This is a genomic window from Candidatus Oleimmundimicrobium sp. (assembly GCF_030651595.1).
Taxonomy (GTDB): domain Bacteria; phylum Actinomycetota; class Aquicultoria; order UBA3085; family Oleimmundimicrobiaceae; genus JAUSCH01.
The window spans coordinates 1-14,440 of sequence record NZ_JAUSCH010000055.1; the positions used below are offsets into that span (position 1 = coordinate 1).

A 14,440-nucleotide genomic window follows, 5' to 3' on the forward strand; every position below is an offset into this window, starting at 1 on the left:
TGCTGTGAAGACATTTGGTAATCGCCGCGGTAAGCGTCGTCTTGCCATGGTCCACATGACCAATGGTTCCGATATTCATGTGTGGTTTAGTTCTTTGAAATTTTTCTTTAGCCATTATTTCCTCCTTAAATGCTTAAAAACATTAACCTGTCTTTTATTCTCCTTCTTTTATTCTCCTTTAACCCTGCTTATAATTTCCTTAGAAATACTAGCAGGAACTTCCTCATAATGTTTAAACTGCATCGTATAAGTTGCTCTTCCTTGAGTTTTCGAACGAAGGACTGTCGCATATCCAAACATTTCCGCCAAAGGAACAAAGGCCTTGATAATTTGCGACCCCACTCTCGGCTCAATTCCCTCAATCCGTCCTCTGCGTCCATTTAAATCACCAATAACATCTCCCATATATTCTTCCGGGACTATAACCTCCACCGACATCACTGGCTCCAATAAAATTGGTGACGCTTTCATACAACCTGACTTAAATGCCATTGAGCCCGCTATTTTAAATGCAATTTCTGATGAGTCTACTGGATGAAAGGAGCCATCATGCAAAGTAACTTTTACATCAACCATTGGGTACCCAGCCAATACACCCGATTCTAAGGCCTCTTTGATTCCTTTGTCAACAGGAGCAATAAACTCTTTTGGAATATCTCCACCGGTAATCTTATTAGTAAACTCATAACCCTTACCGGTCTCATTGGGTTCAACATCTATAACCACATGACCATATTGCCCATGACCACCGGTTTGTTTAATATATTTGCCCTCAACATCCTTAGCTGGTTTTGTTATAGTTTCTCTATAAGCCACTTGTGGCTTTCCAACATTTGCTTCTACTTTAAATTCTCTTAGAAGTCTATCAATAATTACTTCTAAGTGAAGCTCTCCCATCCCAGAAATAATAGTCTGCCCTGTTTCTTCATCGGTGCGAACCTTAAATGTCGGATCCTCTTTTGCCAATTTTTCCAAAGAAATGCCAAGTTTTTCTTGATCCACTTTTGTTTTCGGTTCAATTGCAACTGAAATTACAGGCTCCGGGAAAACCATAGCTTCTAAAATAATTGGCTCATTTGCAATACACAAAGTATCTCCCGTGGATGTTTCTTTAAATCCTACCCCCGCAACAATATCGCCAGCGCAAGCTTCCGGACATTCCTCTCTGTGATTTGCATGCATAAGAAGAATTCTAGCAATTCTCTCTTTCTTATTCTTTGTAGAATTCAATACGTAAGAACCAGCCTCGATTTTTCCCGAATATACTCTAAAGTAAGTAAGATTCCCTACATACGGATCAGCCATTATCTTAAAAGCAAGAGCTGAAAACGGCTCACTTACGCTCGCATTCCTAACTATAGACTCTTCAGTTTTGGGATGAAACCCTTCAACTGGTAGAACGTCTAAGGGCGATGGCAAATAGTCCACAACAGCATCTAATAGTTTTTGAACACCTTTGTTTTTAAAAGAAGAGCCACATATAACCGGATTGACAATGACGTTTAAAGTTGCCTTCCTTAAAACCTTTTTAATTTCATCAGGAGTAATTTCTTCGTTTTCGAGATATTTTTTCATAAAATCATCATCTTGCTCAGCAATAGCTTCAATTAATACCTGATGATATTTCTCCGCTTGCGTTCTTAATTCATCAGGTATTTCACGTATTTCTATTTCTTCACCTAAATCATCAAGGTAAAAGACTGCATCCATATTAACTAGGTCAACTATACCGTTGAAATCCCCTTCTTTTCCAATAGGTAATTGAATAACGACTGCGTTGGCTCCTAGACGTTTTTTAATCATATCTACTACCATAAAGAAATCTGCGCCTGTTCTGTCCATCTTATTTACATAAGCAATTCTTGGAATCTTGTATTTGTCCGCCTGGCGCCAAACTGTTTCGGATTGAGGTTCAACACCACCAACTGCACAAAATATCGCAACTGACCCATCCAGCACCCTGAGAGAACGTTCTACTTCAACCGTGAAGTCCACGTGCCCTGGCGTATCTATAATATTAATTCTATAATCTTTCCAAAAACAAGTTGTGGCAGCTGATGTAATGGTTATACCTCGTTCTTGCTCTTGAACCATCCAATCCATAACCGCTGAGCCCTCATGCACTTCACCCATTCGGTGCACTTTTCCGGTATAAAACAAAACCCGCTCAGTTGTTGTAGTTTTGCCGGCGTCAATATGAGCCATAATCCCTATATTTCTAATTTTCTCTAAAGATATTCTTTTTTTCATAATTTTCTATTTACCCTCGAATGTTTAAATTTACCACCTGTAATGCGCAAAAGCCCTATTAGCTTCCGCCATCTTACGAAGGTCCTCTTTCTTCTTAATTGAAGCACCTGTTCCATTAGAAGCATCAAGCAACTCAGCCGCAAGACGTTCACACATTCTCTTTTCAGAACGATTTCTAGAAAAACCGGCAATCCAACGAAACGCTAAAGTAACTCCCCTTTTTGAATTAACTTCCACCGGAACTTGATAATTAGCTCCTCCTACTCTTCTGGATTTAACCTCAAGTATCGGCTTAACGTTATCAATGGCTCGCTTGAGCACATTCACCGGTTCATTCCCCGTTTTTTCACGAATTATATCAAATGCTTCATATGCTATCTGCTCAGCAATGCTCTTTTTCCCTTTTCTCAAAATATTATTGATAAGCTGGGCAACTAATTTATCATTATAAATTGGGTCTGACACTATTTTTCTTTTTGTAACTGGCCCTCTTCTTGGCATACATTTCCTCCAAAATTACTAAGATGCTTTAGTCCCATATTTTGAGCGTGCTTGTTTTCTGTCTTCCACTCCGGAAGTATCCAAAGCAGCCCTAATAACTTTATATCTTACTCCGGGAAGATCTTTAACTCTTCCCCCTCTAATAAGAACTATGGAATGCTCCTGCAAATTATGACCAATGCCCGGGATATAAGTTGTTACTTCCATCCCATTTGTGAGCCTAACCCTTGCAACCTTTCTTAATGCCGAATTAGGTTTTTTAGGTGTTGTCGTATAAACTCTGGTACATACACCTCTTCTTTGAGGTGATCCTTCTAATGCGGGAGTACTGTTCTTTTTCTTTATACTTTTTCGGCTCTTCCTTACCAACTGATTTACTGTAGGCATTTTTCTCCTTTATATACAAAACTAATTACTAATTTATTATTTAAGCCACAGCGAAGAAATATAACATTACTGACCTACTGTGTCAACGACTTATAGATTATTTTCTAGAGATATTTCAATATTTTCTAATTTTTCACCAACCAAAGACTCTTTTGTTTCCACTTCTATGTCTCTATAACGACTCATACCTGTGCCGGCAGGAATCAGTTTTCCTATAATCACGTTCTCCTTTAAACCAAGCAAGGGGTCAATTTTTCCCGCAATGGCAGCTTCTGTTAAAACCCTTGTTGTCTCTTGAAAAGATGCAGCCGACAAAAAACTATCAGTCGCTAGAGATGCTTTGGTTATCCCCAGTAATATTTGTTTTGCAGTAGCTGACTCCCCGCCCATCTCCGTTACCTTCTTGTTTTCTTCCTCAAAATCGGAACACTTAACTAGCTTACCTGATAAAAACTCGGTATCCCCCGAATTTACTATTTGAACACGACGAAGCATCTGGCGAACAATTACCTCTACGTGTTTGTCATGAATCTCTACTCCTTGAGATCTGTAAACATCTTGAACTTCTTGAACTAAGAACATCTGAACTGCCTGAATTCCTTTAATATCCAAAATATCATGTGGGTTAAGAGAACCTTCCGTCAGTTGATCCCCGGCTTTAATTTTATCACCATCAGATACTTTTAATCGAAATCTTCTGGAAATTTGATAACTTTTCTCTCTACCATCCTTCGAAAGAATATCAACTTTTCGAAATTTATCAGTTTCAGTAATTTGGACCACACCACTTATCTCGGCTATTTGAGCTTGACCTTTTGGTTTTCTTGCCTCAAAAAGCTCAACTATACGAGGCAGACCATGGGTTATATCCTCACCAGCAACACCGCCCGTATGGAAAGTACGCATTGTTAATTGAGTCCCCGGCTCTCCAATTGATTGAGCAGCAATTATCCCTACAGCCGTTCCAAAGTCAATTATCTTTCCTTGAGACAAATCCCATCCATAACATTTAGCGCAAATTCCATGTTCTGCTTTACATGTAAGAACCGATCTACCAATTACTGTAGATATTCCAGCTTCTTTTATTTTCTCGGCATCCTCTTTCCCAATTCCTTGGCCAGCTTTTATTATCACTTTTTTTGTCTTTGGATTAACCAAGTCCTCAAGAAGAACCCTTCCCATCAAACCAGAGTATACCTCCCTTTCTTCATTTAAAACAGGAACAGATATACCTTGAGAAGTCCCGCAATCCTCTTCCCTAACAATTACATCTTGAGATACATCCACCAAACGACGAGTAAGATAACCTGAATCAGCTGTCCTTAGAGCCGTATCTGCCAAACCCTTTCTTGCACCATGGGTCGAAATAAAGTACTCCAAAACTGAGAGCCCTTCACGAAAATTGGCTTTTATTGGACGATCAATGATATCTCCACGCGGATTTGCCACCAAGCCTCTCATTCCCGCAAGCTGCTTTATCTGTTTCAAATTTCCTCTTGCCCCAGATTTAGCCATCATATAGATGGGGTTAAACTTACCGAAGTTTTCCTCCATGGCCTTAGAAACATCTTCCGTCGCTTTGGTCCATATATCAACAACCCTTTGGTGGCGTTCTTCGTTAGTTATAAGACCTCTTCTGTACTGGCGCTCTATCTTTTCTACCGCCTTCTCTGGAGCATCTAAAATTTCCCATTTATTTGGAGGAACTTCGATATCTTCAACACCTATTGTAAGGCCCGCTTTCGTGGAATAATCAAAACCTAGTTTTTTCATAGAATCTAATGTTTGAGCAGTTTGAGCTCTATCATATTTATCAACACAATCAGCCACTATATTGGCAATGCGTTTCTTGTCCAATTCTTCATTTACATACGGATAATCATCTGGCAGCGCTTGATTAAATATCACCTTTCCCACAGTTGTATCGATTAACTTGCCGTTCATTCGTACTTTTATTTTTGCTTGCACATCAATTACTCCATTGTCGTAGGCCAGAATGGCTTCTTTAGAACTAGCAAAAACCCTACCTTCGCCTTTGCAGTTATCACGATTGGCAGTTAAGTAAAAACAACCAAGAACCATATCCTGTGTGGGTGTCGCAAGAGGCCTTCCGTGTGCTGGAGACAGAACATTGTTTGCGGAAAGCATAAGCACGCGTGCCTCAGCCTGAGCTTCAGGAGATAGTGGCACGTGAACTGCCATTTGGTCTCCGTCAAAATCAGCATTGAAAGCTGTACATACCATCGGATGAACTTGAATAGCTTTGCCTTCAACAAGAATGGGCTCAAAAGCCTGAATCCCTAATTGATGAAGAGTTGGCGCTCTATTTAAAAGAACGGGATGAGCACTAATGGTTTCTTCCAATATGTCCCAGACAACAGGTTTAGTTTTTTCGATCATCCTCTTGGCACTTTTTATATTTTGAGCATGCCCTTTTTCTACAAGTTTTCTCATTACAAAAGGCTTAAACAACTCGAGAGCCATAATCTTAGGCAAACCACATTGATGTAGTTTTAAATCAGGACCAATTACAATAACAGAACGACCTGAATAATCAACTCTTTTACCTAAAAGATTTTGGCGGAACCGACCCTGCTTCCCTTTAAGCATATCGCTAAGAGATTTCAAAGGCCTGTTTCCCGGACCAGTTACTGGCCTACTCCTCCGACTATTATCAAAGAGTGCATCTACAGACTCCTGTAACATCCGTTTTTCATTACTCACAATTATCTCAGGAGCCCCAAGATCTAAAAGTCTTTTCAATCGATTATTTCTATTTATAACTCTCCGGTAAAGATCGTTTAGGTCAGAGGTAGCAAATCTTCCTCCATCCAACTGAACCATCGGGCGTATATCTGGCGGAATAACAGGGATAGTAGATAAAATCATCCATTCTGGTTTATTGCTAGACTTCAAAAAAGATGACATAACCTTTAAACGTTTAACAGCTCTGTCACGCTTTTGCCCTTTAGCCTCTTTAACAACTTTGCGAAGTTCTTCCACGTCAGCCGCAAGATCCATTTTTTGCAATAAACTGTAAATTGCTTCGGCCCCCATGCCACCGCTAATATAGTCTCCATACCTAATTCTCAAATCACGATACAGCCGTTCATCGGGAACGAGCTGTTTTACTTTCAGCTCTTGGAGTTTCTCAAAAACATATTTTAACCACGCAATATTTTCTTCAGTACTTTCCTCGATTTCTTTTACACCATTTTTAAAATTATGTTCAATTTTCTTAATCTCAGTTTTTGTCATCGGACGACTTTTTGTGATCTCTTCCTCCGAGCCCTCTTCTTTAACAACTTCTTCAATGGGTGAGTTAAGACGTTCGTCCTTTTCTAACTCCAACCTTTTAATCTCTTTTAATTTACCTTCTTTAATCTCAGCAATCTCTTGTTCTAATTCTTCTTTGAACATCGGCAAATCTTTTTTTATTTGTTCTTCTTTTACATCTGTAATAATGTAGGAGGCAAAATAGAGCACTCTTTCAAGATCTTTGGGAGAAATATCTAACATGTACCCCATACGTGAAGGCACCCCCTTGAAATACCAAATATGCGCAACGGGTGCTGCAAGCTCAATATGAGCCATACGTTCTCTTCTTACTTTAGAACGAGTAACCTCTACACCACATCGTTCACAGATAATCCCCTTAAAACGTACCTTTTTATACTTACCACAGTAACATTCCCAATCCTTTGTAGGACCAAATATTTTCTCACAAAAAAGACCATCTTTTTCCGGTTTTAAGGTACGATAATTAATAGTTTCAGGCTTTTTAACCTCACCACTCGACCAGCTTCTTATTTGTTCGGGAGAGCTAAGACTTATTTTTATCGCATCAAAATTGTTGCTCTTTTGCAAGTTTTTTATCCTTCCATCATTTGATTGAATATTTTTATTCATCATCAGACCCCTCTTCCGATGTTTCCGTTTCATCAGGAATATCTAGATCCTTAATATCCATTTCTTCAGAATCTCCCTCTTGAGATTCTTCTTCCATGCCTTCTTCGTTATTTTCTAATTTTGAAGAAGCAGTCAAATCTTGATGAAGTTTTGTAGATATCAAATCCAATCCAAGATATTCTTCCCCATCAGCGCCAATATCCTTCTCAATCTCTTTAAACTCAACTTCTTTGCCTTCTTCTTCATATAAAAATTGAACGTTTAAACATAGGCTTTGCATCTCTTTAACCAACACCCTAAAGGACTCGGGTATGCTAGATTTAGGTATATTCTCTCCCTTAACAATCGCCTCATATGTTTTAACTCTACCAACAACATCATCCGATTTAATAGTAAGAATTTCTTGAAGAGTATTGGCTGCCCCATAAGCTTCCAAAGCCCACACTTCCATCTCACCAAAACGTTGTCCTCCAAATTGAGCTTTTCCTCCAAGAGGCTGTTGAGTTATTAACGAGTAGGGGCCGGTTGAACGAGCATGAATTTTGTCGTCAACTAAATGCAATAACTTTAAAACGTAAATATACCCAATGGTTACGTCCTCTCTAAATGGTTCCCCTGAACGACCGTCATAAAGTTTTGTTTTACCGGATGGGGGAAGACCTGCTTTAGATAAGGCCTCTTTTATCTCAGTTTCTTTAGCTCCATCAAATACTGGCGTTGCAACGAAGACAGGACCATCAACAGGTTTGTCGTCATCACTCCAACCTTCTTTAGCTGCCCAGCCAAGATGAGTTTCTAAAATTTGACCTAAGTTCATTCTCGATGGAACACCTAACGGATTGAGAATTATATCAACAGGAGTCCCGTCTTCCAAAAATGGCATATCTTCCTCAGGAAGTATCTTTGAAATAACACCCTTGTTTCCGTGACGCCCGGCAAGTTTATCTCCTTCAGATATTTTCTTTTTCTGGGCAATATAAACCCTAACAAGTTTATTTACCCCAGGCGCAAGTTCGTCCCCTTTGTCTCTTGAAAAAACTTTAACATCGGTAACAATCCCACCTTCACCATGAGGAACCTTAAGAGATGTATCCCTTACTTCTCTCGCTTTTTCACCAAAAATAGCTCTCAATAACTTTTCCTCGGCAGTAAGCTCAGTTTCACCTTTGGGGGTTACTTTCCCAACAAGAATATCTCCTGGGCCAACTTCCGCTCCAACCCAGATAATTCCATCTTCGTCTAGATCTTTTAGAGCTTCTTCTCCAATATTTGGAATCTCTCGAGTTATTTCTTCAGAACCAAGTTTGGTATCCCTGGCCTCTAATTCATATTCTGAAATATGAATTGAAGTAAGAACATCTTTTTTTACCAATTTTTCGCTTAAAACAATAGCATCCTCGTAGTTATATCCCTCCCAAGGCATGAAGGCAACCAGTAAATTCCGTCCAAGAGCAAGCTCTCCCATGTCAGCAGCAGGGCCATCTGCAACAACCTGCCCCTTTTTTACCTTTTGCCCTTCTTTTACAATTGGTCTCTGATTTATGCACGTTCCTTGATTTGAACGCCTAAATTTATCTAACTCATATATATCTTTGCCGTCTTTATGCTTAATCTCAATATGCTCAGCATCTACCTTAACAACAACTCCGCTTCTCCGTGAAACAACCACATCTCCCGTATCTTTAACGGCTCGATGCTCCACACCCGTTCCTACCAAAGGAGCCTCTGGGTTTAAAAGAGGTACAGCTTGTCGTTGCATATTTGAACCCATTAAAGCTCGGTTTGCATCATCATGCTCAAGAAAAGGTATCAACGATGTAGAAATACTAACTGTCTGAGAAGGAGAAATATCCATGTAGTTGACATCTTTGGGGTCAACCATTTTAACCTCGTCTACTTTTTTGAGAGGATTGTGAATTCTAACTAAAACCTTATCATTAATAAAATTACCATTTTCATCAAAAGGAGCATTTGCCTGCGCAACAATGTATTTATCCTCTTCATCGGCCGTCAAATACTCAACTTCTCCGGTAATTCTACCATTCTCAGCCTTTTTATAAGGAGTTTCCAAAAACCCCAAATCATTTACCCGAGCATAAGTAGCCAGAGAACCTATAAGCCCAATATTTGGACCCTCGGGAGTCTCAATGGGACACATTCTCCCATAATGTGAGGGGTGTACATCTCTTACTTCAAAGCCAGCTCGTTCTCTGGAAAGCCCTCCCGGACCAAGTGCTGAAAGACGTCTTTTGTGGGTAAGGCCAGACAATGGATTTGTCTGATCCATAAATTGCGAAAGTTGGCTACTACCAAAAAACTCTTTAAGAGCAGCCACAATCGGTCGAATATTTACTAATGATTGAGGAGTAATAATTTCCAAATCTAAGGTCGTCATTCGCTCCCTTACCACACGCTCCATTCTTGATAAACCAATTTTAAATTGGTTTTGGATAAGTTCGCCGACTGAACGGACCCTTCTGTTCCCCAAATGATCTATATCATCAACTTCGCCAATCCCTTGATGAAGCCTAACAAGGTACTTAATTATTTCAAGAAGATCTTCTCGCGTAAGATTCGTTATTTTTTCAGAGACACTAAGGCCAAGCTTTTTATTGATTTTATAACGCCCCACTTTAGCTAAATCATACCTTTGCGGATTAAAGAACAGCGATTCAATAAGGGTTTTTGCACCATCAACGGTTGGGGGTTCACCTGGACGTAATTTTTTATAAATTTCAATGAGTGCTTCTTCCTGCGACTCAGTATTATCTTTTTCAAGCGTATCTTTTATACACTGTGCACCATCAAAAAGATTTAATATCTCCTCGTTATTGCCAAAACCTAGGGCTTTTAGAAACATTGTTACCGATTGCTTTCTCTTCCTGTCTATCCGAACGGCAACAATATCTTTTTTATCAACTTCAAATTCAAGCCAAGCACCTCTATTAGGAATAACCTTACCGTAAGTAATTATTTTATCAATCTGCTTATCAATTTCCTGATCGTAATATACGCCAGGTGACCTAACAAATTGATTGACAACTACCCGCTCGGTACCATTTATAATAAAAGTACCTTTTTCCGTCATTATGGGAAATTCTCCCATGTAGACATCTTGTTCTCTTATCTCTCCCGTTTCCTTATTAATAAAGCGTGTTTCGGCAAAAAGAGGAGCGCTGTAGGTCATATCTTTTTCTCTGCACTCAGCAATACTATTCTTAATTTCTCCAAAATGATGCTCGCCAAATTCAAGATTACGATTCCCCGTAAAATCACTAATTGGAGAAACTTCTCTTAAGGCTGTTTTTAAACCATCTGTGATAAGCCATTCGAATGAATCTCTCTGAACTGATATCAGATTGGGTATTTCTAAAACTGTCGGTATCTTACCAAAACTCCTGCGCTTTCTTACAAGAAAATCTGGTTTTCTCACCAATGCTTCACTCCTTATAGACGAGGGGAATAAAATTAAACGCAATAGCAAAATTTACCACTTTTGAAATAATTCGTCAATAAAAAATAAAATCGGCCAAATCTTTACAGTGGATTAAGCCACCACTGCTAAAAGTGACCGATTTGTCGTCTTAATTTGATTACTTAAGCTCAACAGTAGCTCCAGCTTCCTCTAATTGAACCTTAATCTTCTCAGCTTCTTCTTTAGAAACTCCTTCTTTAATGGGCTTAGGGGCCTCATCTACTAACGCTTTTGCTTCCTTTAAACCAAGATCGGTTATACTTCTTACCGCCTTGATAACCTGGATTTTCTGAGCACCAACATTGGTTAAAACCACGTCAAATGATGATTTTTCCTCAACTTCGCCCTCAGCATCACCAGCAGAAGCGGCCGCTGCAACAGCTACTGGTGCGGCAGCGCTTACTCCAAAAGTTTCTTCCATTTCTTTAACAAGCTCGGAGAGTTCAAGTACACTCATTTCTTTAATGGCTTCCAAGATATCATTTTTAGTTAACTTTTTTGTTTGAGCCAAACCATTTCACCTCCTTAAAATACACTAATTTTTAGAAGCTTTTTGCTTCGTTATACCATCTAAAACAGTAACTAGCCCACGGATGGGGCCTGAAAGTACATTGGCAAACCCAGAAAGGGGAGCTTGCATACTTCCCATCAGTTTAGCCAATAACTCTTCAAATGAAGGCAAATTAGCTAGGTTCTTTATTTGGGATGAATCTATAACTTCACCTTCTAAGATTCCACCTTTAATCTTTGGTCCACCATGTTCTTTAAAAAATTTAAATAAAATTTTTGGAGTTGTTATCTCATCATTATAGCCAAACGCTAAAGCTGTGGAGCCCTTTAATAATTTGTCTAATCCTTCCAAACTTTTATTTTTGGTCGCGATTTTAATTAATGTATTTTTAAAAACCTTATATTCCGCATCCTGTTCCTTTAAAAGTTCCCTCATTTTACTTATCTGATGAACATTAAGTCCAGTAAAATCAGCAACCACGGTAACTTTAGCGTTATCAATCTTCTCTTCTATTTCTTTAACTGTTTTTTCTTTTTCCGGTCGAGCCACAATAACTCCTTTCGGTCCCAATGAAAAACCCTCGCAAACAACGCGAAGGTTAATTAAAATCAACCTCGGTAGGCAACCTTTAAGCTTTTAAGCACCTACTGTCTACGGCTAAAAAATTCTTTAGCTTTATAATTCCACAAAAGATTAACAAATTTCTACAAATTGGTCAATCTAAAAAATATTACTCTTCAAACATATCGCGAGTTATGCTCTGATCTACCCTGACACCGGGCCCCATTGTCGAGGCAATTGTGATTCCTTTTATATATTTTCCCTTTGCAGAAGCTGGTTTTGCTCTGATTATTTCGTTCAACAAAGTACTGTAATTCTCAACTAAATCTTTCTCAGAAAAACTTGCCTTTCCAATAATAAGGTGAAGATTCCCTATTTTATCGACCCGATATTCAACTTTACCAGCTTTAATATCTTTTACCGCTTTACCAACATCAAAGGTTACGGTGCCAGATTTAGGATTCGGCATAAGGCCTTTCGCGCCTAATATTTTTCCAAGTTTTCCAACACTACTCATAATATCAGGAGTAGCAACTGCAACATCGAAATCGAGCCAGCCCCCTTTAACTTTTTCCACCAAATCAGCGCCACCAACAAAATCAGCGCCCGCTTCCTCCGCCTCTTTAACTTTTTCTCCCTGAGCAAAAACAGCAACTTTTACTTGTTTCCCTGTGCCATTAGGAAGAACTACAGTTCCCCTAACTTGCTGATCCGCCTTGCGTGGGTCCACTCCTAAATTAAAGTGAACTTCAATAGTCTCGTCAAATTTTGCTTTTGCATTCTCTTTGATGAGTTTTATGGCCTTGAAGGGACTGTATAAATTCTCTAAATCTATCTTCTTTATAATTTCTTTATATCTTCTACTTCTTTTCATAATACCTCCTGTGGTCCTAGCGGAATTTTCCTCCCACACTATTAGTTATTAAGTTAATCGACTATCTCTATTCCCATCGTGCGAGCAGTACCTTCAATAATCTTCATTGCCGCTTCAATATCTTTGGTATTTAAATCAGGCAATTTCAACTCGGCAATTTCTTTAACCTTGGAACGTGACACTTTCCCCATCTTTTTTTTATTAGGCTCTTCTGAACCTTTCTCAATTCCCGCAGCTTCTTTAAGAAGAATAGCCGCAGGAGGAGTCTTGGTAATAAAAGTAAAGGACCTGTCCTCGTAAACTGTTATCTCAACAGGAATTATAGTTTTACCTTGAGATTGTGTTTGAGCGTTAAATCCCTTACAGAACTCCATTATGTTCACACCGTGCTGGCCCAAAGCAGGTCCAACAGGAGGCGCGGGAGTAGCTTGCCCCGCTGGAATTTGTAATTTTATCAAACCTACAACTTTCTTTGCCATCCTTTAACTTCTCCTTCCAAATATACCTCTATAATTTAGCCACTTGGTCAAAATTAAGCTCAACCGGAGTTTCACGTCCAAAAATGGAAACAAGAACTTTTAATTTGCTTTGATCCAAATTTATCTCAGAAATCACTCCAGTAAAATCAGCAAGTGGCCCTGTTTTTACCTTTACAGTTTGTCCTTCAACAAATTCAGTTTTAGGCTTGGGCTTCTCAAAACCGGTCTTCTGTAAAATTCGCTCAACCTCATTTTTTGAAAGAGCCACAGGCCGACCGCTAGATCCAACAAATCCGGTAACCCCGGGTGTGTTTCTTACCACATACCATGGGTCATCGTCCATCTCCATTTGAACTATTATATAACCAGGGAAAACTTTTTTCTGGGAAAAGATTTTTTTACCGCCTTTTATCTCAACGACATCTTCGGTAGGAACCACGACATCAAATATTTTGTTCCCCATGTCCATAGAAGATATTCTGTGTTCAAGATTGGCTTTTACCTTATCCTCATACCCTGAATATGTGTGAACTACATACCAATTCTTTGCCATCAACAATCCCATCTATTAAGCAGATATTAATTTTAAAATAATGGTAAATAAATAATCAAACCCACCGATGAAAGCAGAAAAAATTATGGTTAAAAAAAGAACAATCAAGGTTGAAGAGACTACTTCCTTCCTGGAAGGCCAAGAAACCTTTTTTAGTTCACCTTTAACATCCTTAAAATAACTTCCTGCTTTTTTACTTGATTTCTTCTTACCTGACATCAAATCCCCTTAAATCTCTCAAAAATTACAATTAAATTTAACAATACTTTCTAATACACTCATATGATTTTTATATTCTCCCTCAGGGCAACTCCGAAAAGCTAAACAACAATTCCAACTGGCAGGCCTGGAGGGAGTCGAACCCCCAACATCCGGTTTTGGAGACCGGCGCTCTAGCCAATTGGAGCTACAGGCCTATTTTTTCCCAATTAACCGTGTTATCTAGCCACCCACTGTTTAAAAACCACTACACTGTAAATATATCTTAGCGGGTCTCCTTGTGTAAAGTATGTTTCTTGCACCACTTGCAATATTTTTTCAATTCAAGTCTATCCGGATTGTTTTGCTTGTTTTTATTTGTTGTATAATTTCTTCTTTTGCACACGGTGCACGCAAATGTAACTGTCTGACGCATAAAAGCACTCTCCACCACTAATTTTCTAAAAAACACGAGTAATTAAATTATCACCATTATAAAGATATGTCAATACTAAAGAGGCCTTTTGTAGGCCTCTTTTCGATAGTCCATTTTTTCTACTTAAGTATCTTACTTATCTTACCAGCTCCAACTGTTCTTCCACCCTCGCGGATAGCAAATCTAAGTCCTTCTTCCATAGCAATTGGAGTAATTAACTCCACCTCAAATTCAGTGTTATCTCCAGGCATAACCATCTCAACCCCTTGGGGAAGAGTAACAACTCCGGTAACGTCAGTAGTTCTG

Annotated in this window: 13 protein-coding genes, 1 tRNA gene, 1 pseudogene and 1 other annotated feature; all 15 genes and pseudogenes read right to left on the bottom strand. The window is 39.0% G+C overall.

Annotation, left to right across the window (positions count from 1 at the left end; translation table 11 throughout):
* Positions 1-115 (bottom strand): GTP-binding protein (locus Q7U95_RS03485; RefSeq protein ID WP_308751528.1); only part of this gene is annotated, 115 nt, incomplete at its 3' end.
* A gap of 53 nt (positions 116-168) precedes the next feature.
* Positions 169-2,250, bottom strand: coding sequence for an elongation factor G (gene fusA, locus Q7U95_RS03490; protein WP_308751883.1), 2,082 nt, complete (start codon positions 2,248-2,250; stop codon positions 169-171).
* Positions 2,251-2,280: 30 nt separating this feature from the next.
* Complete coding sequence (rpsG, locus tag Q7U95_RS03495) at positions 2,281-2,751, bottom strand: 30S ribosomal protein S7 (protein WP_308751884.1); 471 nt, start codon at positions 2,749-2,751, stop codon at positions 2,281-2,283.
* Between the two features lie 18 nt (positions 2,752-2,769).
* A complete protein-coding gene (gene rpsL, locus Q7U95_RS03500; protein WP_308751885.1) occupies positions 2,770-3,138 on the bottom strand; it encodes a 30S ribosomal protein S12 in 369 nt (122 codons plus the stop codon).
* Between the two features lie 90 nt (positions 3,139-3,228).
* On the bottom strand, positions 3,229-7,005 hold the full coding sequence (locus Q7U95_RS03505; protein ID WP_308751894.1) for a DNA-directed RNA polymerase subunit beta': 3,777 nt from the start codon (positions 7,003-7,005) through the stop codon (positions 3,229-3,231).
* 34 nt (positions 7,006-7,039) lie between these two features.
* The gene (gene rpoB / locus Q7U95_RS03510; RefSeq protein WP_308751886.1) at positions 7,040-10,480 is read right to left on the bottom strand and encodes a DNA-directed RNA polymerase subunit beta; all 3,441 of its coding nucleotides are present in this window, start codon (positions 10,478-10,480) and stop codon (positions 7,040-7,042) included.
* A 160-nt stretch (positions 10,481-10,640) separates the two neighbouring features.
* Positions 10,641-11,033: a 50S ribosomal protein L7/L12 gene (rplL, locus tag Q7U95_RS03515; protein WP_308751887.1), complete on the bottom strand. Its 393-nt coding sequence runs from the start codon at positions 11,031-11,033 to the stop codon at positions 10,641-10,643.
* Between the two features lie 24 nt (positions 11,034-11,057).
* Entirely contained in the window at positions 11,058-11,582 is a 525-nt protein-coding gene (gene rplJ / locus Q7U95_RS03520; RefSeq protein ID WP_308751888.1) for a 50S ribosomal protein L10, read from the bottom strand.
* Between the two features lie 13 nt (positions 11,583-11,595).
* Positions 11,596-11,708 (bottom strand) — a sequence feature (ribosomal protein L10 leader region).
* 55 nt (positions 11,709-11,763) lie between these two features.
* Entirely contained in the window at positions 11,764-12,471 is a 708-nt protein-coding gene (gene rplA, locus Q7U95_RS03525; RefSeq protein WP_320415574.1) for a 50S ribosomal protein L1, read from the bottom strand.
* A gap of 50 nt (positions 12,472-12,521) precedes the next feature.
* On the bottom strand, positions 12,522-12,947 hold the full coding sequence (gene rplK / locus Q7U95_RS03530) for a 50S ribosomal protein L11 (RefSeq protein ID WP_308751890.1): 426 nt from the start codon (positions 12,945-12,947) through the stop codon (positions 12,522-12,524).
* 28 nt (positions 12,948-12,975) lie between these two features.
* On the bottom strand, positions 12,976-13,500 hold the full coding sequence (gene nusG / locus Q7U95_RS03535; protein WP_308751891.1) for a transcription termination/antitermination protein NusG: 525 nt from the start codon (positions 13,498-13,500) through the stop codon (positions 12,976-12,978).
* 15 nt (positions 13,501-13,515) lie between these two features.
* A complete protein-coding gene (gene secE, locus Q7U95_RS03540) occupies positions 13,516-13,719 on the bottom strand; it encodes a preprotein translocase subunit SecE (protein ID WP_308751892.1) in 204 nt (67 codons plus the stop codon).
* Positions 13,720-13,838: 119 nt separating this feature from the next.
* Positions 13,839-13,916 (bottom strand) — tRNA-Trp (locus Q7U95_RS03545).
* Positions 13,917-13,984: 68 nt separating this feature from the next.
* Positions 13,985-14,134, bottom strand: a complete 150-nt coding sequence (rpmG, locus tag Q7U95_RS03550; protein WP_308751893.1) for a 50S ribosomal protein L33 — start codon at positions 14,132-14,134, stop codon at positions 13,985-13,987.
* Positions 14,135-14,253: 119 nt separating this feature from the next.
* A pseudogene (locus Q7U95_RS03555) lies at positions 14,254-14,440 on the bottom strand (elongation factor Tu); the annotation flags it as partial.

Bases quoted from the DNA above. Each gene is read 5' to 3' on its own strand.
- fusA (WP_308751883.1), bottom strand. From the start codon at position 2,250: ATGAAAAAAAGAATATCTTTAGAGAAAATTAGAAATATAGGGATTATG.
- rpsG (WP_308751884.1), bottom strand. From the start codon at position 2,751: ATGCCAAGAAGAGGGCCAGTTACAAAAAGAAAAATAGTGTCAGACCCA.
- rpsL (WP_308751885.1), bottom strand. From the start codon at position 3,138: ATGCCTACAGTAAATCAGTTGGTAAGGAAGAGCCGAAAAAGTATAAAG.
- rplK (WP_308751890.1), bottom strand. From the start codon at position 12,947: ATGGCAAAGAAAGTTGTAGGTTTGATAAAATTACAAATTCCAGCGGGG.
- nusG (WP_308751891.1), bottom strand. From the start codon at position 13,500: ATGGCAAAGAATTGGTATGTAGTTCACACATATTCAGGGTATGAGGAT.
- secE (WP_308751892.1), bottom strand. From the start codon at position 13,719: ATGTCAGGTAAGAAGAAATCAAGTAAAAAAGCAGGAAGTTATTTTAAG.
- rpmG (WP_308751893.1), bottom strand. From the start codon at position 14,134: ATGCGTCAGACAGTTACATTTGCGTGCACCGTGTGCAAAAGAAGAAAT.